Source organism: Micromonospora sp. CPCC 206171, assembly GCF_036906755.1.
GTDB classification, from domain to species: domain Bacteria; phylum Actinomycetota; class Actinomycetes; order Mycobacteriales; family Micromonosporaceae; genus Micromonospora; species Micromonospora purpureochromogenes.
On sequence record NZ_JBAKHT010000001.1, the window covers coordinates 196,062 to 212,342 of the forward strand.

The window sequence follows — 16,281 nt, forward strand, 5'->3', positions numbered from 1 at the left end:
TTCGTCAGCTTGCCGGGACGACGGTGACCGGCACCGCCGGGTCACCGCCGGAGAGCTTGAGCCCTTCCCACGGGATGGAGATCAGGCACTGCCGCAGGTGCTCCCGCGACTCGTCGAGCGAGGGCAGCGCGACGGGCTCCCCGTCGACGATGAAGGAGCGCTGGAGCAGCCGGTCGTTGGGCTGCCGGTCCGGCACGCCCTGCGGCACGATGATCTCCTCGGTGGCGGTGCCGGTGGGCTTGTGCCGGCGTACCGCGACCTTCCGGCCGCCGATGGTGGCCTTCTGCTCGGAGCGCTTGACCACCGGCCGCCCGTCCACCTCGACCAGTTTGTAGACCAGTCCCGCGGTGGGCGCGCCGGAGCCGGTGACCACGGCGGTGCCGGCGCCGTACATGTCCACCGGCTCGGCGGCGAGGGCGGCGATGGCGTACTCATCGAGGTCGCCCGAGACGATGATCTTCGTTTCGGTGGCGCCGAGCGAGTCGAGCAGTTCCCGGGACTGCTGGGCGATCACCGCCAGGTCGCCCGAGTCGATCCGGATCGCCCGCAGCTCCGGCCCGGCCACCTCGATCGCGTTGCGGATGCCCTGGGTGATGTCGTACGTGTCGACCAGCAGCGTGGTGTCCTTGCCCAGCGTGGCGACCTGCGAGGCGAACGCCGTCTTCTCGTCGTCGTGCAGCAGGGTGAACGCGTGTGCGGCGGTGCCGGCGGTGGGGATGCCGTAGCGCTGGCCGGCGGCGAGGTTGGAGGTGAACCGGAACCCGGCCAGGTACGCCGCCCGCGCCGCGGCCACCGCCGCCTCCTCGTGGGCCCGCCGGGAGCCCATCTCGATCAGGGTGCGGCCCCGGGCGGCGGTGACCATCCGGGCGGCGGCGGCGGCCACCGCGCTGTCGTGGTTGAGCACCGACAGCACCAGCGTCTCCAGCACCACGCACTCGGCGAAGCCGCCGGAGACGGTGAGGATCGGTGAGCCCGGGAAGAAGAGCTCGCCCTCGGCGTACCCGTCGACGTCGCCGGTGAAGCGGTAGCCGGCCAGCCACTCGGCGGCCCGGTCGTCCACCACCCCGGTGCGGCGCAGGAAGTCCACCTCGTCGGCGTCGAAGCGGAAGTCGCGGATCAGGTCGACCAGCCGGCCCGTCCCGGCGACCACCCCGTAGCGCCGCCCGGCGGGCAGCCGCCGGCTGAACACCTCGAAGGCGCAGCGGCGTTCGGCGGTGTCGTCCCGGAGGGCGGCGCTGACCATGGTCAGCTCGTAGTGGTCGGTCAGCAGCGCGGGGCGAAGGGAGCTCACCGACCCAGCCTAGAGTTCACGCCGTTTCCGTGCCGTCGTGGCCCGTGAACGACCGCAGCGCCGCCGGCAGCTCCGCCCGCCCGGTGATGCCCAGCTTGCTGTAGACCCGCTGGAGGTGGTTCTCCACCGTGCGGGTGGAGAGGAACAGTCGCTCGGCGATGGCCCGGCTGGTCACCCCGGCGGCGGCCAGCGTGGCGATCTGCCGTTCCCGATCGGACAGTGCCGGTCGCAGCGCCTCCAGCGCGGGTGTGCGGATCTGGTCGCAGCCGCCGAGCAGGCCCGCGAGCCGCTGGTGGGCGGCGCCGGCCGAGGCGGCGCGTTCCCGGCGCAGCTCGCGCAGCGCGGTCGCGGTCGCCTCGGCCGCCCAGACCGGTAGGTCGAGCGCGGCGAAGCCGTCGGCCACCGCCAGCAGTTCGGCGTCGTCACCGGCGACGGTGGCCCGGGCGTACCGGGCCAGCAGCGGCGGCAGCACCCCGTCGACCTGCTCGGAGAGCTCACCCAGCCGCTGCGCGACGGTCCGCCGGCTGCCGTCGGTGCAGGTCGGACCGACCGGGGCCGTCGCCTGCCCGAGCCGGACCAGGTCGTGCAGGACCAGCACCTCGTGCCCGGCGAAGCCGTCGGCGCGGAGCCGGTCGGCCAGGTCGCCCAGGTGCTTGGCGGCCCCCGGCAGGTCGCCCCCGGCCGCCAGCACCGCCCCGCGGGCCTGCTCCAGCCAGGGGTAGAGCACCACCATGCCGGGCGCGTGCGTCCGGTCGGCCTCGGCCATCGCCTCGGCGGCGTGCTCGGCCTCGCCCCGCAGCGCCGCCGCCTGGGCCCGTTCGGCCTGCGCCAGCCCGGCGTAGACCCGGCTGGTGGCCAGCACCGCGCAGGCACCGAGGCTGACCTTGAGCGCCTCGCCGCTGCGGCCGCGCAGCCGGGCCGCGTACGCCTGGAGGATCGCCAGGTAGCCGGTGCCGAGCCGGAAGTCGCCGGCCCCGGCCAGGTCGGCGAACTCGTCGGCGACGATCGCGTCGATGCCGGCCAGGTCGCCGGCGAGGGCCAGCCGGGTGCCCCGGGCCAGTTCCATCGCGAGCTGAAGATAAGGCATGTCGCTGCGCCAGTGCGGTGCCTCCGCCGCCACCCGGGCGATCGCGGTCGCGCTGCTGCGGAACTGCCCCCGCGCCGCGTCCAGGTGGGCGATGGTGCAGCGGGCCAGCTCCCGTGCCGCCACGCTGGCGGCCGGGCGGTCCAGCACCGACCGGGCGAGCCGGAGCGCCGCTGTGCCGTCCAACCCGTGCAGCCGCATGATCGCCTCGAAGGCGCGGACCCGCGCCTGGTCGCCCGGGTCGGTCAGAGCCGCGCCCGCCTGGGCGATCTCCTCCACGGTGGACTCCCGGCTGAGCCCCCAGTAGCTGACCATGCCGCGCACGGTCAGCCAGCGGCTGCGTCGCCGGTCGCAGTCGATCTCGCCGGCCACCGCGTCGAGCACCCCGATCGCCTCGTCGGGCCGGTCGGCGAACATCAGGATGGTGGCGAGCAGCTCCGCGGCGTCGAAGCCGCCGCCGGCGTCGAGCGCCGCGCGGGCCAGCCGGGTCGCCAGGGGTACGTCGTACCGGGCGAACGCCTGGGCGGCCGCGCCGAGCAGCAGCGTGGCGTCCTGGGCGGTGCCGGAGTCCAGCCGCCACACCGCCACCCGGAGCAGGTCGCCCCGACGCCGCGCGCCGACCAGCTCCAGCAGCTCGGCCAGGCGGGCCTGCAGCCGCCGGGTACGGGTGACCGGGCAGCGACGGCGCATCATCTCGCCGTAGAGGGGGTGGGCCAGCCGGACGTCGAGCCGCCGGTCGTCGCGGACCATGGTGATCAGGCCACGCTCCTCGGCCAGCTCCACGTCGGCCTGCTCGGCGGCCTGGTAGAGCAGGTGCAGGCCGAGCGGTTCACCGAAGGCGACCAGCTCCACCACGGCGCGCACCCCCGGCTCCAGCCGCCCGATCCGGGTGTCGATCAGGTCGGTGAGGCTGGGGGCCAGCTCCAGCCGGCCGGTCCAGCGCCAGACGCCGTACCGGCGGTCCAGCTCACCGCCGTTGGCGGCGGCCAGCACCAGCTCGCGCAGCAGCAGCGGGTTGCCGGCCGAGAGCCGGAACAGCCGGTCCGCCGAGCCGGCGTCGACCGGACCGTCCAGGATGGCCGCGAGCAGGTTGGCCGTCTCGGCCGGACCGAGCGGCGCGAGTTCGACGTGCTCGACCAGGTCGTCGGTCCACAACGCCCGGATCGGCAGCGGCACCTGCTCGCCGTTGCGCAGCGTCCCCAGGATGGTGGTGTTCTCCCGGCGGGCGAGCAGGTGCACCAGCGCGGCCGACGGCGGGTCGAGCAGGTGGGCGTCGTCGATGGCGAGCACGATCCGCCGCCCGGCGGCCTGCTCCTGCAACACCTCGACGCCCCAGCGCAGCACGCCGGCGGGGGAGAGACCCTGCGGCTGCTCGGCGGGGAGCACCTGGGCCAGCCCGCCGAACGGCAGCGCCGCGGTGGCGGTGCTGGCCGCCACGTACCAGATCGCGTAGCGGTCGGCGGGCAGCGCGCTGACCCCCTCGCGCAGCAGCCGGCTCTTGCCGATGCCGGCGTGACCGCTGAGGATGAGGCCACGCCCCTCGGCGCCGTCCACGGCCGAATGCAGACGGTCAAGTTCCTCTGTTCGGCCGACGAAGCCCCACCGACTCATCGGTGCAGCATATCGACGGAATTCCGTCCGCGCGCACACCGTCACGCTGCGAAGTTGAGTAATCTCGCAGTTACCGGTGAGTATCCGCGGTTTTCGCAGCCGGGGGGTGCTGGACCGTACTCTTCCGGCAGTCGGGTGCCACCGCACCGGATGTCCATGCGGGCTGCTCACCGCCGCCCGCCCGCCCGCCACGGGAGCCGCCGATGAAGCCCGGTCCACTCCCCGGGGTCGACGTGCCCGGCAGTCCCGGTGGGGCGGCCGAGCTGCCCCGCTGCGGTCCGCTCCCCGCCCGCGTGGGGGTCACCGAGCCCGGCCCTGACGAGCCACTCGCGGTGGTCGCCGCCGGGCCGGCCGCGGCGGCCCGCCGCGAGGTGCTCGCCGCCCTGCTCGGCGTCGCCTCCGGCATGCTCGACGTGCCGGCGGGCAGTTGCCTGCTGGTCCGGCATGCCCGGGTCGCCACCCGCGCGGCGTACGTGCCGGGCTACCGGCAGCCCCACTCCTACGGCGCCGACCAGGCGGCCGCCGGCCCGGCGCTGGCCCGCCCGCCGCGCCGGGTCGAGCTGAGCCTGCCCGAGCCGCTGCTGCGCCACTTCGCGGTGCTCGACACGCCGGACACCGACACCCTCGGGGTCGCCGGCGGCCGGGTGCTCCTGGACGCGGTCGGCCGCGGCGGCGCGCTGCTCTACGTCATCGGCGCCGACCAGGCCTTCACCGGCGCGGAGCTGCACCTGCTGGCCGAAGTGGCCCGGGCGCCGGTCGAGGTCTTCTTCGTGGTCACCCCCGGCGCGGGCGGCTGGGCCCCGGCCGAGGCGGCGGGCGGGACGGACGACACGGAGGCGCCCGTCCCGTCGCCCCGCGACGCGTCGTCCGAGGCGCCGGCCCTGCTGGACCCGGCGGAGGTCAGCGTCGAGGCGCACCGGGCGGCCCTGCTCGCCGCCGTGCCCGCCCTCGCCGGCGCCCGCTGGTTTCCGGTGCACCGGGCCGAGCATCCCGGCCTGCGCCGGGCCCTGGTCGGCTGGGCCGCCGACGAGGGGCTGCGCCGCGGCAGCCGCCAACCGCCCGTGCTGCCCGGCGCCCACGGCCGGGTGGCCGTCGTCTCCGACGCCGACGCGGGGGACTGGTCGGAGCGGCTGGAGCGGCAGACCCGCACCTGCGCCCGGAGCATCCGCCAGCACCTCGCGCTGGAACTGGCCAACATCCACCTGCGCGCGGTCCAGGAGATCGTCTTCGGGGTGGGCTGCACGGGCCTGCCGCAACTGCTCGACCGGGAGATGGAGGCACTGTCCCTGCTCGCCACCGCCAAGTGCGACCAGGCCGTGCGCGCGGTCATCGACGACGCCGCCGCGCAGGTCCTCGGCGCGCCGCTGGCCGAGGGGGTCCGGCAGCGGATCGCCGCGGCCGTGCGGTGGGGCCTGGCCGACCAGCCGCAGGGCCGGGACCTGGAACGGGTGCTCCTGGTCACCAGCACCGCAGGGGTGGGCGACCTGGTCGGCGCCGGCGCGATCGACGCGCTGGCCGGCCATCCCGGTGCACACCGCTCCGAGGTGCTGCCGCCGGTCGCCGTGGCGCTCTCCGGCGGGTGCTGGCAGCACTGGCGCACCCCGGGCAACAACGACCCGATGGCCGCCCGGTCCTGGGCCCAGCGCGCCCTGCGCGAGGTGGAGCTGGAGCTGTCCCGCGAGGTGTCCCGGCGCTTCGAGGCGGTCCGTCTCTCCCTCGGCGCGGTGCTCTCCGATGCCCTCGACCACGGCATCCTGCTCGCCTGAGCGCGGCGTCGTCCCGTCGCCGCTCCGCCCGGTCCGCGCTGCCCGGGAGGGTGATCCGGGCCGCCCCGGCGTTCCGGTTCATCGGTTCCCCGAATCCGGTGGCACGATGGGGGGCATGGCGGCTCCACAGGTTGCACCGGTCGAGACGCCGGACACCGACGAGGTGCCGGTCTCGGACCGGCCTTGGGTGACGATCGTCTGGGACGACCCGGTCAACCTCATGACATACGTGACCTGGGTCTTCCAGAAGCTGTTCGGGTACAGCCGGGAGAAGGCCGAGAAGTTGATGCTGGACGTGCACCACAAGGGTCGGGCCGTGGTGTCCAGCGGCGCCCGGGAGCGGATGGAGCACGACGCGTCGCAGCTGCACGCGTACGGGCTGTGGGCGACGGTGGACCGCTCGTGAGCATGTTCCGCCGCCAGGCCGGCCGGTACGTCGCCACCTTCGCCGTCGACGAGGTGCGGGTGCTGCGCAAGGTCGCCTCCGAGGTGGTCGGGCTGCTCACCGACGGCTTCGACCACTCCGACCCGGTGGTCGGGCGGCTCTTTCCCGACGCGTACCCGGACGACCCGGCGAACACGGCGGAATTCCGCCGGTACACCGAGGGTGACCTCAAGACCGCCAAGATCGATCAGGCCGGCGCGATCCTGGCCGCGCTGCCGGACGAGGCGGGCGGCGAGGTGCGGCTGGACGCCGAGGCGGCCGAGGCGTGGCTGCGGGCGCTCAACGACGCCCGGCTGGCGATGGGCGTCCGGCTGGAGATCAAGGACGGCACCGACCTGGGCGAGGAGCTCGACGACGCGGTCGCCGAGGACCCGACCTCCTCGCGGGTGTTCCAACTGTCGGTCTACGCGTACCTGGGATATCTCCAGGAATCCCTGCTCAACGCCCTGATCGACTGAGTGTGACGGTCACCGCCTCGCAGTCTGCGGCCGGTGGGCGCTAGGCTGGGCGGCGTGCTGAGCATCGACCGGTCGATCGTCGAGGCGATCGTGGCGCACGCGCGCCGGGACCACCCGGACGAGGCGTGCGGCGTGGTCGCCGGTCCCGTCGGCAGCGACACCCCCACCCGGCACATCCCGATGGACAACGCCGCGCGCTCGATGACGTTCTACGAGTTCGACTCGATGGAGCAGCTGCGGGTGTGGCGGGAGATGGACGACCGCGACGAGGAACCGGTCGTCATCTACCACTCGCACACCGCGACGGAGGCGTACCCGTCCCGGACGGACATCTCCTTCGCCGGTGAGCCCGGGGCCCACTACCTGCTGGTCTCCACCCGCGAGCCGGACAGCGAGGAGATCCGCTCCTTCCGGATCGTCGACGGCGTGGTGACCGAGGAGCCGGTGCGGATCGTGGACGCGGCGGTGGACCCGCACGCCGTCCAGTCCTACATGTTCGGGCAGAGCCCGGCGACGGTCGACTACGAGTGTTCCGGCCGCTGACCTTCAGCGCCGTTCACTTCCCGTCCGTCACCGAGGCACACCCGATCAAGGAGCACGACACCATGGCCATCGAGGTTCGCATCCCCACCATCCTGCGCAGCTACACCGGCGGCGCGAAGGTCGTCGAGGGCGCCGGGGACACCCTGGGCGACCTGCTCACCGACCTGGACTCCCGGCACGCCGGCCTGCGCGGCCGGCTGGTCACCGACGCCGGCGCGCTGCACCGCTTCGTCAACGTCTACGTCAACGACGAGGACGTCCGCTTCCTCGGCGCGCTGGACGCCAAGCTCACCGACGGCGACAGCGTGACCATCCTGCCGGCCGTCGCCGGTGGCGCGTTCGGCTTCGCGGCCGCGGCCGCCATCGCGTCGCACGCCGTCTCCCGGCGCGCGCCCGTCGCTCGCTGACCGGCGGGCGTCATGGCGCGGTACGACAGCCTGCTCGACGCCTGCGGCGGCACCCCCCTGGTGGGGTTGCCCCGGCTCTCGCCGACGGTGCCCGAGGGGGCACCGCCGGTGCGGCTCTGGGCCAAGCTGGAGGACCGGAACCCGACCGGCAGCATCAAGGACCGGGCGGCCCTGTTCATGGTCCGCGCGGCCGAGGAGTCCGGCCGGCTCCGGCCGGGTGACACCATCCTCGAACCGACCAGCGGCAACACCGGCATCTCACTGGCCATGGTGGCCAAGCTCCGCGGCTACCGGCTGGTCTGCGTGATGCCGGAGAACGTCTCCACCGAGCGGGTCCAGCTGCTCCGGATGTACGGCGCGGAGATCATCTTCTCGCCGGCCGCTGGCGGCTCGAACCAGGCCGTCGCCACCGCCAAGCAGATCGCGGCGGAGCACCCGGACTGGGTGATGCTCTACCAGTACGGCAACGAGGCCAACGCCCGGGCGCACTACGAGACGACCGGGCCGGAGCTGCTGCACGACCTGCCCACCATCACCCACTTCGTGGCGGGCCTGGGCACCACCGGCACCCTGATGGGCACCGGCCGCTACCTGCGGGAGAAGGTCGACGGCATCCAGGTCGTCGCGGCAGAGCCGCGCTACGGCGAGCTGGTCTACGGCCTGCGCAACATCGACGAGGGGTACGTCCCGGAGCTCTACGACGCCACCGTGCTGTCCCGGCGTTTCTCCGTGGGCACCCGGGACGCGGTGCTGCGCACCCGGCAGCTGGTCGAGGTCGAGGGGATCTTCGCCGGCTTCTCCACCGGCGCGATCCTGCACGCCGCCCTCGCGGTGGCCCACGAGGCGGTGCGGGACGGCCGCCGCGCCGACGTCGCCTTCGTGGTCTGTGACGGCGGCTGGAAGTACCTCTCCACGGGCGCCTACGGCGGTACGCTCGCCGACGCCGAGGACGCCCTGGAGGGACAGCTCTGGGCGTGAGGCCCGACCCCGGGCCGGCCGGTCCACGCCGGCCGGCCCGGGGGTGTCACGTTGATGACAACTTCCATTAGATGATTCTTGCCCCGCCGTCGCTGCGCGTAGGCTGCGCAGCGTGGCGTACGCGTCGGTAGAGATCATCGGCGAGGCTCGCACCGGCGTGTCGACTACGGTGAGTAACGACAAGGCGACGGGATGAGACTGACCGTTCTCGGCTGCGCGGGCAGCTTTCCCGGCCCCGAGTCCCCCTGCTCCGCCTACCTCGTCGAGGCGGACGGCTTCCGGCTCCTGATCGACTTCGGCTCCGGGTCGCTTTCCACCCTCCAGCGCTACGCGGGGCTGCACGCCCCGGACGCCATTCTCCTGACCCACCTGCACTGCGACCACATCCTCGACGCCGCCTCGTACGTGGTGGTCCGCCGGTACGCCCCCGACGGGCCGTACCCGCCCCTGCCGGTGTACGCCCCGTCCGGCGCGCCGGACCGGCTGGCCGCGGTCTACGACCAGGAGGACAGCACGGTCGAGGACGTCTACCAGTTCTACGGCCTGCAACCCGGCACCTTCCCGATCGGCCCGTTCACGGTCACCGTCGACCGGATGAACCACCCGGTCGAGACCTACGGGGTGCGCCTGGAGCACGGCGGGCGGGTGCTCTGCTACTCCTCGGACACCGCGCCCTGCGACGCGCTGCTGCGACTGGCCCAGGACGCCGACGTCTTCCTCTGCGAGGCGAGCTACCTCGACGGCATGGAGAACCCGCCGGACCTGCACCTGACCGGCCGGGAGGCCGGCGAGGCGGCAACCAAGGCAGGGGTCGGCCGGCTGCTGCTGACCCATCTCGTGGTGGCCTGGGGCAGCGAGTCGCACACCGTCGAGTCCGCCGCCGGCGCGTACGGCGGGCCGCTGGAAGTGGTCCGGGCCGGCGCCGCGTACGACATCTGAGCCAGCGGGTGCCGCGTGGCTGGGACCGGCCGATCGTCCTCAACGTCCGCGTCGAGGCGTGCGACTGAGCCCTGACGGGGCCGTCCGGTCCGCCGTCCCGCCCGGCGCGCGTTCGTGGTGAAATGTTCGCCACCACGTCAGCGGCCGGTCGTCCCGTACACCGCTGTCGCCCCCACGGTGACATCATGCGGATCGCCATCGTGACCGAGTCGTTCGCGCCGGACGTCAACGGCGTCGCGCACTCGGTGGTCCGAACGGCGGAACACCTCGTGGCCCGGGGCCACGAGCCCATGGTCATCGCCCCGTCCCCGCCCGGCGCCAGACGGCGTCCGGTCGACCGGTTGCCGTACCCGGTGGTCCGGATCCCCAGCGTGCCGCTCCCGCGCTACCAGGGCTTCCGGCTCGGGATGCCCAGCCTCCGGCTGGCCGAGGCGCTCCTCGGCCACGCGCCCGACGTGGTCCACCTGGCCAGTCCGTTCGTCCTCGGCGCGCGGGCCGCCACGCTGGCCCGGCGGCACGGGCTGCCCACGGTCGCCGTCTACCAGACCGACGTCGCCTCGTACGCGCGGGCGTACCGGGTGGGGTGGGGGGAGGCGGCGGCCTGGCGGCGGCTGCGGGAGATCCACAATTCGGCACAGCGCACCCTCGTGCCCTCCACCCGGTCCGCCGCCGACCTGATCGCCAACGGCGTGCAGCGGATCTGGCTGTGGCGTCGCGGCGTCGACGCGGAGCGGTTCCACCCCGACAAGCGTTGCGCCGGGCTCCGCCGCGCCCTCGCGCCGCGCGGCGAGATCCTGGTCGGGTACGTCGGACGCCTCGCCCCGGAGAAGCGGGTGGAGCTGCTGTCGGCCGCCGCCCGGCTGCCCGGGGTGCGGATCGTGGTCGCCGGGGACGGCCCCGCCCGGCGGCAGTTGGAGAGGGCCCTGCCCGAGGCGCGGTTCCTCGGCGTGCAGCACGGCGAGGCCCTGGCCCGGCTCTACGCCAGCCTCGACATCTTCGTGCACACCGGGCCGCACGAGACCTTCGGCCAGACCCTCCAGGAGGCGGCGGCCAGCGGACTGCCGGTGGTGGCGCCGGCCAGCGGCGGTCCGGTGGACCTGGTCGAGCCGGGTGTGACCGGGCTGCTGGTGCCACCCGGTGACGCGGACGCCCTGGCCGAGGCGGTGGCGACGCTCGCCGGCGACGCGCGGCGGCGGACCGCTTACGGGGCCGCCGGCCGGGCCGCGATCGGCCGGCGTAGCTGGACCGCCATCGGCGACGAGCTGATCGGGCACTACCAGGCGGTCCTGGCCGGTGTACCGGCCGGCGACCTGCCGGCCACGTGACCGGCGGCGCCGCCCCGGCCGGGCGGGGGCTGCGGATCGTCCGGCTGGCGAACTTCGTCACCGCCCGCTCCGGCGGGCTGCGCACCGCCCTGCGACACCTCGGCGAGGGCTACCGGGCGGCCGGTCACGACCCGGTGCTGGTCGTTCCGGGACGCCGGCCCGCGGTGAGCCGCCAGCCCTGGGGCACGGTGCTGACCGTGCCGGGGCCGGCCGTGCCGGGCAGCGGCGGCTACCGGGTGGTCACCGGCCGGCGGACGGTGCAGCGGCTGCTGACCCGGCTCGCCCCCGACCGGCTGGAGGTCTCCGACCGCTCCACGCTGCGCTGGACAGGCGAGTGGGCCCGCGCGCACGGGGTGCCCTCGGTGATGGTGTCCCACGAGTGCCTGACCGGGCTGCTCGGCCAGTGGCGGCTGCCGGAGGCCACCGCCCGCCGGGTGGCGGACCGGCTCAACCGGCTCACCGTGGGGGCGTACGACCGGATCGTCTGCACCACCCGGTGGGCGGCCGAGGAGTTCGACCGGATCCACGCCCCCCGGGTCGACCTGGTTCCGCTCGGCGTCGACCTCGACACGTTCCATCCGGACCGGGCCGAGCCGGCCCTGCGGGAGCGGTACGCCGACCAGACCGAGGTGCTGCTCGTCCAGTGCGCCCGGCTCTGTCCGGAGAAGCGTCCGGAGCTGGCGGTCGACGCGCTGGTCGAGCTGCGCCGCCGGGGCGTACCGGCGGTTCTGGTGCTGGCCGGCGACGGGCCGTTGCGGGGCGGGCTGGCCCGGCGGGCGGCCGGGCTGCCGGTGCATTTCACCGGCTTCCTGCCCGACCGGACCGCGGTCGCCGCCCTGCTGGCCAGCGCCGACGTGGTGCTCGCGCCGGGGCCGGTGGAGACGTTCGGGCTGGCCGGCCTGGAGGCCCTGGCCAGCGGGACGCCGGTGGTGGTGAATGCCGCCAGCGCGTTGCCGGAGGTGATCGGCGGGGCGGGCCTCGCGGCGTACGGCACGGCGGCCTCGATGGCCGACGCGGTCGTCCGGCTGCTGGAGCGGCCGGAGGCGGCGCGGCGGGCGACCGCCCGGGCGCGGGCCGAGGAGTTCGGCTGGCCCGCCGCGATCCGCGGTTTCCTGCGGGTGCACGGGGCGGAACCGGACGGTACGCCGCCACGGCTGCCGGGCTGAGGACACCCCGGGGCGGTTGGCTCACGGCACCGCATAAGGTGCAGGCATGGCGCGACCTGACGGGCGGCTGCCCGACCAACTCCGACCGGTGACCCTGACCCGAGGCTGGAGCACCCATCCGGAGGGCTCCGTGCTCGTCGAGTTCGGTGGTACGCGGGTGCTCTGCACCGCCAGCGTCACCGAGGGGGTGCCCCGCTGGCGCAAGGGCTCCGGGCTCGGCTGGGTGACCGCCGAGTACGCGATGCTGCCCCGCGCCACCAACACCCGCTCGGACCGGGAGAGCGTCAAGGGCCGGGTCGGTGGCCGTACCCACGAGATCTCCCGGCTGATCGGGCGGAGCCTGCGGGCGGCCATCGACCTCAAGGCGCTCGGCGAGAACTCGATCGTGCTCGACTGCGACGTGCTCCAGGCCGACGGCGGCACCCGGACGGCGGCGATCACCGGCGCGTACGTGGCGCTGCACGACGCGGTGACCTGGCTGGCCGGGCGCAAGGCGCTGGCCGGCAAGCCGGAGAAGGTGATGCACCGGTCGGTGGCGGCGGTCAGCGTCGGCATCATCGCCGGCGAGGCCCGGCTGGACCTCGACTACTCCGAGGACGTCGCCGCCGAGGTCGACATGAACGTGGTGTGCACCGGCGAGGGCGACTTCGTCGAGGTGCAGGGGACCGGCGAGGCCGGCATCTTCTCCCGTACGCAGCTCGACTCGCTGCTCGACCTGGGGCTGTTGGGCTGCGTGGAACTGGCCGACGCACAGCGGAAGGCACTCGCATCATGAACAAGGTCCTGCTCGCCACCCGTAACCGCAAGAAGCTGATCGAGCTGCAGCGGATCCTCGACGGCGCGCTCGGCGCGCACCGGATCGCCCTGATCGGGCTGGACGACGTCGAGGAATACCCGGAGCTGCCGGAGACCGGCCTGACCTTCGGCGAGAACGCGCTGATCAAGGCCCGGGAGGGCTGCCGCCGCACCGGCCTGCCCACCATCGCCGACGACTCGGGGCTCGCGGTCGACGCCCTCAACGGCATGCCGGGCGTGTTCAGCGCCCGCTGGGCCGGCCGGCACGGCGACGACCGGGCCAACCTCCAGCTGGTGCTGGACCAGATCGCCGACCTGCCCGACGAGCACCGCGCCGCCTCGTTCGTCTGCACCGTTGCGCTGGTGCTGCCCGGCGGCAAGGAGCATCTGGTCGACGGCCGCCAGGCCGGCCGGCTGTTGCGCGCCCCGCGCGGCGACGGCGGTTTCGGGTACGACCCGATCTTCCTCGGCGACGGTCAGGACCGGACCAACGCCGAGCTGACGCCGGAGGAGAAGGACGCGACCAGCCACCGCGGCAAGGCCCTGCGCGAACTCGCCAAGCTCACCGCCAAGGTCCTCCCACCCACCCCCTGACCCACCCACGCCCCCGCCCATCGAGCGCACTTTCACGGAAAGAGTGGCTATTCCGCGTCGAATAGCCACTCTTTCCGTGTAACTGCTGGCGGGGGCGGGGGGCGGGGGGAGGGCGGCGGGGTTAGGCGAGGGGGCCGAGTTCGCGTTCGATGGCGGCGCGGAGGTCGGGGCCGGCGAGGACGGCGCGGGCGGCCTCCATCACCGGGGCGAGGAAGACGTCCGGGCCGGGCTCACCGGCGACTGCGGCCAGCGCCTCGACGGCGGCCCGGCCGGCGGGCGACGGGGTGAGCGGCGCGCGCAGCTGCAGCCCGCGTACGGCGGCAAGCAGCTCCACCGCGAGCAGGCTGGTCAGGTTGTCCAGCACCGTGCGCAGCTTCTTGGCCGCCGCCCAGCCCATCGAGACGTGGTCCTCCTGCATCCCGCTGGTGGGCAGCGAGTCCACCGAGGCGGGGGCGGCGAGCCGACGGTTCTCCGCCACGATTCCGGCGGCCGTGTACTGGGCGATCATCAGGCCGGAGTTGACCCCGGCGTCGGGGGAGAGGAACGCCGGCAGCTCCCGGTTGCGGGCCACGTCGAGCAGCCGGTCGACCCGGCGCTCGGCGATCGCGCCCACCTCGGCGGCGGCGATGGCCAGGTAGTCGGCGGCGAAACCAAGCGGCGCGCCGTGGAAGTTGCCGGTGGACTCCACCCGGCCGTCGGGCAGCACCACCGGGTTGTCCACCACCGAGAGCAGTTCCCGCGCGGCCACCGTCGCGGCGAAGTCCAGAGTGTCCCGCGCGGCGCCGGCCACCTGCGGGGCGCACCGCATCGAGTACGCGTCCTGCACCGCGTGCGCCAGGTCGTCGCGGTGCGAGTCCATCACCCGCGAGTCCTGGAGCAGCCGGTGGATGTTCGCCGCCGACGCCGCCTGGCCGGGGTGCGGCCGGATGGCGTGCAGCTCGGGCAGGAACGGCCGCTCCGAGCCGAGCATCGCCTCGATGGCCAGGGCGGCGGTCACGTCGGCCATGGCGAACAGGTGCCGGGCGTCGTGGATCGCCAGCAGCAGCATGCCCAGCATGCCGTCCGTGCCGTTGATCAGCGCCAGCCCCTCCTTGGCGGCCAGCGAGATCGGCTTCAGCCCGACCCGGCTCAGCGCGTCGGCGGCGTCCATCCGCTCGCCGGCCGGGCCGAGCACCCAGCCCTCACCGAGCAGCACCAGCGCGCAGTGCGCCAGCGGCGCCAGGTCGCCGGAGGCGCCGAGCGAGCCGTGCTCCGGCACCCACGGGGTGATCTCGTGGTTGAGCAGGTCGACCAGGGCCTCGGCGACCAGCGGGCGGACCCCGGAGTGGCCCAGCGCCAGCGAGCGGACCCGCAGCAGCATCATCGCCCGGACCGCCTCGCGGGGCATGGGCGCGCCGACCCCGGCGGCGTGCGAGCGGATCAGCGCGTGCTGCAGCTCGGCCCGCCGCTCGGGCGCGACGAAGGTGTTCGCCAGCGCGCCGAAGCCGGTGGATACGCCGTAGACGGGCCGGCCGGCGGCCTCGATGCCGTCCACGATGGACCGACTGGTGCTCATCGCGGCCACGGTGGCCGGGTCGAGGACGACCTTGGCGGAGCCGCGGGCCACCGCGAGCACGTCGGCGGGGGTGATCCCGGTGGGCAGGATGGTGACGGTCATTGCGGGACTCCGTTGTGCAGAACCTGGCGGATCAGTGGTACACCCGGCCGGTAGGCCAGGTGCAGGTGGGACGGGGCGTCGAGGATCACGAGGTCGGCCCGGGCGCCCGGGGCGAGCACCCCGACGTCGTCGCGGCGCAGCGCCCGCGCGCCCCCGGCGGTCGCGGCCCAGACGGCCTCCGCCGGGGTCATCCGCATCTCGCGTACGGCGAGCGCGAGGCAGAACGGCATCGACGAGGTGTACGACGAGCCGGGGTTGCAGTCGGTGGCGAGCGCCACGGTCACGCCCGCGTCGAGCAGCCGGCGGGCGTCCGGGTACGGCGAGCGGGTGGAGAACTCGGCGCCGGGCAGCAGGGTGGCGACGGTCGGCGAGCCGGCCAGCGCGTCGACGTCGGCGTCGCTCAGGTGGGTGCAGTGGTCGACGCTGGCCGCGCCCAGCTCGACCCCGAGCCGTACCCCCGGGCCGGGGCCGAGCTGGTTGGCGTGCACCCGTACGCCCAACCCGGCCGCCTGCCCGCAGGTGAGGATCGCCCGGGTGTGGTCGGCGTCGAAGGCGCCCCGCTCGCAGAAGACGTCCACCCAGCGCGCGTACGGGGCGGCGGCGGCGAGCATCGGTCCGCAGACCAGCCCGACGTAGTCGTCGGGGCGGTCGGCGTACTCGGCGGGGACGACGTGCGCGCCGAGGAAGGTCGTCTCCGTGCTGACCTCGGCGGCGATCCGCAGCGAGCGGGCCTCGTCGGCGACGGTGAGGCCGTACCCACTCTTGATCTCCATGGTGGTGCTGCCCTGCCGCATGGCCTCCGCCCGCAGCCGGCGCACGGTGGCCCGCAGCTCCTCGTCGGAGGCGGCCCGGGTCGCGCCGACCGTGGTGCGGATGCCGCCGCCGGTGTACGGCTGCCCCGCCATCCGCGCCGCGAACTCGGCGGCCCGGTCCCCGGCGAAGACCAGGTGGGCGTGGCTGTCCACGAAGCCCGGCAGCACCGCGGCACCGCCGGCGTCGATCCGCCGGTCGGCGGCCGGGGCGTCCCGGGACGGGCCGATCCAGGCCACCCGGCCCTCCTCGACCAGCACCGCCACCCGGCGGCGGATGCCGAGCGGGCCGCCCTCGCCCGCGCCGGCGACGTTGGTGACCAGTTCGCCGATGTCGTCGACCAGCAGGCTGCTCACGGCGTCCCTCCGTGCTCCGGCCCGGTGCCCCGGAACCCGTCGGCCGCCGGCCGGCC

Annotated in this window: 15 protein-coding genes; 11 read left to right on the forward strand and 4 right to left on the reverse strand. The window is 74.7% G+C overall.

Going from position 1 to position 16,281, the window contains the following annotated elements; all coding sequences use genetic code 11:
- Window positions 1–4 precede the first annotated feature (4 nt).
- Window positions 5–1,291: a nicotinate phosphoribosyltransferase gene (locus V6U89_RS00800; protein WP_334568630.1), complete on the reverse strand. Its 1,287-nt coding sequence runs from the start codon at window positions 1,289–1,291 to the stop codon at window positions 5–7.
- A gap of 16 nt (window positions 1,292–1,307) precedes the next feature.
- A complete protein-coding gene (locus V6U89_RS00805) occupies window positions 1,308–3,986 on the reverse strand; it encodes a LuxR C-terminal-related transcriptional regulator (RefSeq protein ID WP_334568631.1) in 2,679 nt (892 codons plus the stop codon).
- A gap of 203 nt (window positions 3,987–4,189) precedes the next feature.
- Between V6U89_RS00805 and V6U89_RS00810 the strand changes: the two genes are divergently transcribed.
- From V6U89_RS00810 to rdgB, 11 genes are all read left to right on the forward strand, one after another.
- A complete protein-coding gene (locus V6U89_RS00810) occupies window positions 4,190–5,752 on the forward strand; it encodes a hypothetical protein (protein WP_334568632.1) in 1,563 nt (520 codons plus the stop codon).
- Between the two features lie 115 nt (window positions 5,753–5,867).
- Window positions 5,868–6,158, forward strand: coding sequence for an ATP-dependent Clp protease adapter ClpS (gene clpS / locus V6U89_RS00815; RefSeq protein WP_088963684.1), 291 nt, complete (start codon window positions 5,868–5,870; stop codon window positions 6,156–6,158).
- Window positions 6,159–6,160: 2 nt separating this feature from the next.
- Entirely contained in the window at window positions 6,161–6,655 is a 495-nt protein-coding gene (locus tag V6U89_RS00820; protein WP_334568979.1) for a DUF2017 domain-containing protein, read from the forward strand.
- Window positions 6,656–6,709: 54 nt separating this feature from the next.
- Window positions 6,710–7,198 carry a Mov34/MPN/PAD-1 family protein gene (locus V6U89_RS00825; RefSeq protein ID WP_154943202.1) on the forward strand — a complete coding sequence of 163 codons (489 nt, stop codon included), beginning with the start codon at window positions 6,710–6,712 and terminating at the stop codon, window positions 7,196–7,198.
- A 62-nt stretch (window positions 7,199–7,260) separates the two neighbouring features.
- On the forward strand, window positions 7,261–7,605 hold the full coding sequence (locus V6U89_RS00830) for a MoaD/ThiS family protein (protein WP_088964834.1): 345 nt from the start codon (window positions 7,261–7,263) through the stop codon (window positions 7,603–7,605).
- A 12-nt stretch (window positions 7,606–7,617) separates the two neighbouring features.
- Entirely contained in the window at window positions 7,618–8,583 is a 966-nt protein-coding gene (locus V6U89_RS00835) for a PLP-dependent cysteine synthase family protein (RefSeq protein ID WP_334568633.1), read from the forward strand.
- A gap of 192 nt (window positions 8,584–8,775) precedes the next feature.
- Window positions 8,776–9,522: an MBL fold metallo-hydrolase gene (locus tag V6U89_RS00840; protein ID WP_334568634.1), complete on the forward strand. Its 747-nt coding sequence runs from the start codon at window positions 8,776–8,778 to the stop codon at window positions 9,520–9,522.
- Window positions 9,523–9,707: 185 nt separating this feature from the next.
- A complete protein-coding gene (locus V6U89_RS00845; protein WP_334568635.1) occupies window positions 9,708–10,847 on the forward strand; it encodes a glycosyltransferase family 4 protein in 1,140 nt (379 codons plus the stop codon).
- Window positions 10,844–12,013 (forward strand): glycosyltransferase, encoded by a 1,170-nt coding sequence (locus V6U89_RS00850; protein ID WP_334568636.1) that lies wholly within the window; start codon window positions 10,844–10,846, stop codon window positions 12,011–12,013. Before V6U89_RS00845 ends, V6U89_RS00850 begins: the two co-directional genes overlap by 4 nt.
- A 46-nt stretch (window positions 12,014–12,059) precedes the next feature.
- Window positions 12,060–12,788 (forward strand): ribonuclease PH, encoded by a 729-nt coding sequence (gene rph, locus V6U89_RS00855; protein ID WP_334568637.1) that lies wholly within the window; start codon window positions 12,060–12,062, stop codon window positions 12,786–12,788.
- Window positions 12,785–13,402, forward strand: coding sequence for an RdgB/HAM1 family non-canonical purine NTP pyrophosphatase (gene rdgB, locus V6U89_RS00860; RefSeq protein ID WP_334568638.1), 618 nt, complete (start codon window positions 12,785–12,787; stop codon window positions 13,400–13,402). The genes rph and rdgB overlap by 4 nt, the downstream gene beginning before the upstream one ends.
- 121 nt (window positions 13,403–13,523) lie before the next feature.
- Here rdgB and hutH read toward each other — a convergent pair whose 3' ends face one another.
- On the reverse strand, window positions 13,524–15,059 hold the full coding sequence (gene hutH / locus V6U89_RS00865; RefSeq protein WP_334568640.1) for a histidine ammonia-lyase: 1,536 nt from the start codon (window positions 15,057–15,059) through the stop codon (window positions 13,524–13,526).
- Complete coding sequence (gene hutI / locus V6U89_RS00870; protein WP_334568641.1) at window positions 15,056–16,225, reverse strand: imidazolonepropionase; 1,170 nt, start codon at window positions 16,223–16,225, stop codon at window positions 15,056–15,058. The genes hutH and hutI overlap by 4 nt, the downstream gene beginning before the upstream one ends.
- Window positions 16,226–16,281: the final 56 nt, after the last annotated feature.

Excerpts from the sequence above, each read along its gene's own strand:
- V6U89_RS00805 (WP_334568631.1), bottom strand. The coding sequence starts at position 3,986 with ATGAGTCGGTGGGGCTTCGTCGGCCGAACAGAGGAACTTGACCGTCTG.
- V6U89_RS00810 (WP_334568632.1), top strand. The coding sequence starts at position 4,190 with ATGAAGCCCGGTCCACTCCCCGGGGTCGACGTGCCCGGCAGTCCCGGT.
- clpS (WP_088963684.1), top strand. The coding sequence starts at position 5,868 with ATGGCGGCTCCACAGGTTGCACCGGTCGAGACGCCGGACACCGACGAG.
- V6U89_RS00820 (WP_334568979.1), top strand. The coding sequence starts at position 6,161 with ATGTTCCGCCGCCAGGCCGGCCGGTACGTCGCCACCTTCGCCGTCGAC.
- V6U89_RS00830 (WP_088964834.1), top strand. The coding sequence starts at position 7,261 with ATGGCCATCGAGGTTCGCATCCCCACCATCCTGCGCAGCTACACCGGC.
- V6U89_RS00835 (WP_334568633.1), top strand. The coding sequence starts at position 7,618 with ATGGCGCGGTACGACAGCCTGCTCGACGCCTGCGGCGGCACCCCCCTG.
- V6U89_RS00840 (WP_334568634.1), top strand. The coding sequence starts at position 8,776 with ATGAGACTGACCGTTCTCGGCTGCGCGGGCAGCTTTCCCGGCCCCGAG.
- V6U89_RS00845 (WP_334568635.1), top strand. The coding sequence starts at position 9,708 with ATGCGGATCGCCATCGTGACCGAGTCGTTCGCGCCGGACGTCAACGGC.
- rph (WP_334568637.1), top strand. The coding sequence starts at position 12,060 with ATGGCGCGACCTGACGGGCGGCTGCCCGACCAACTCCGACCGGTGACC.
- rdgB (WP_334568638.1), top strand. The coding sequence starts at position 12,785 with ATGAACAAGGTCCTGCTCGCCACCCGTAACCGCAAGAAGCTGATCGAG.
- hutH (WP_334568640.1), bottom strand. The coding sequence starts at position 15,059 with ATGACCGTCACCATCCTGCCCACCGGGATCACCCCCGCCGACGTGCTC.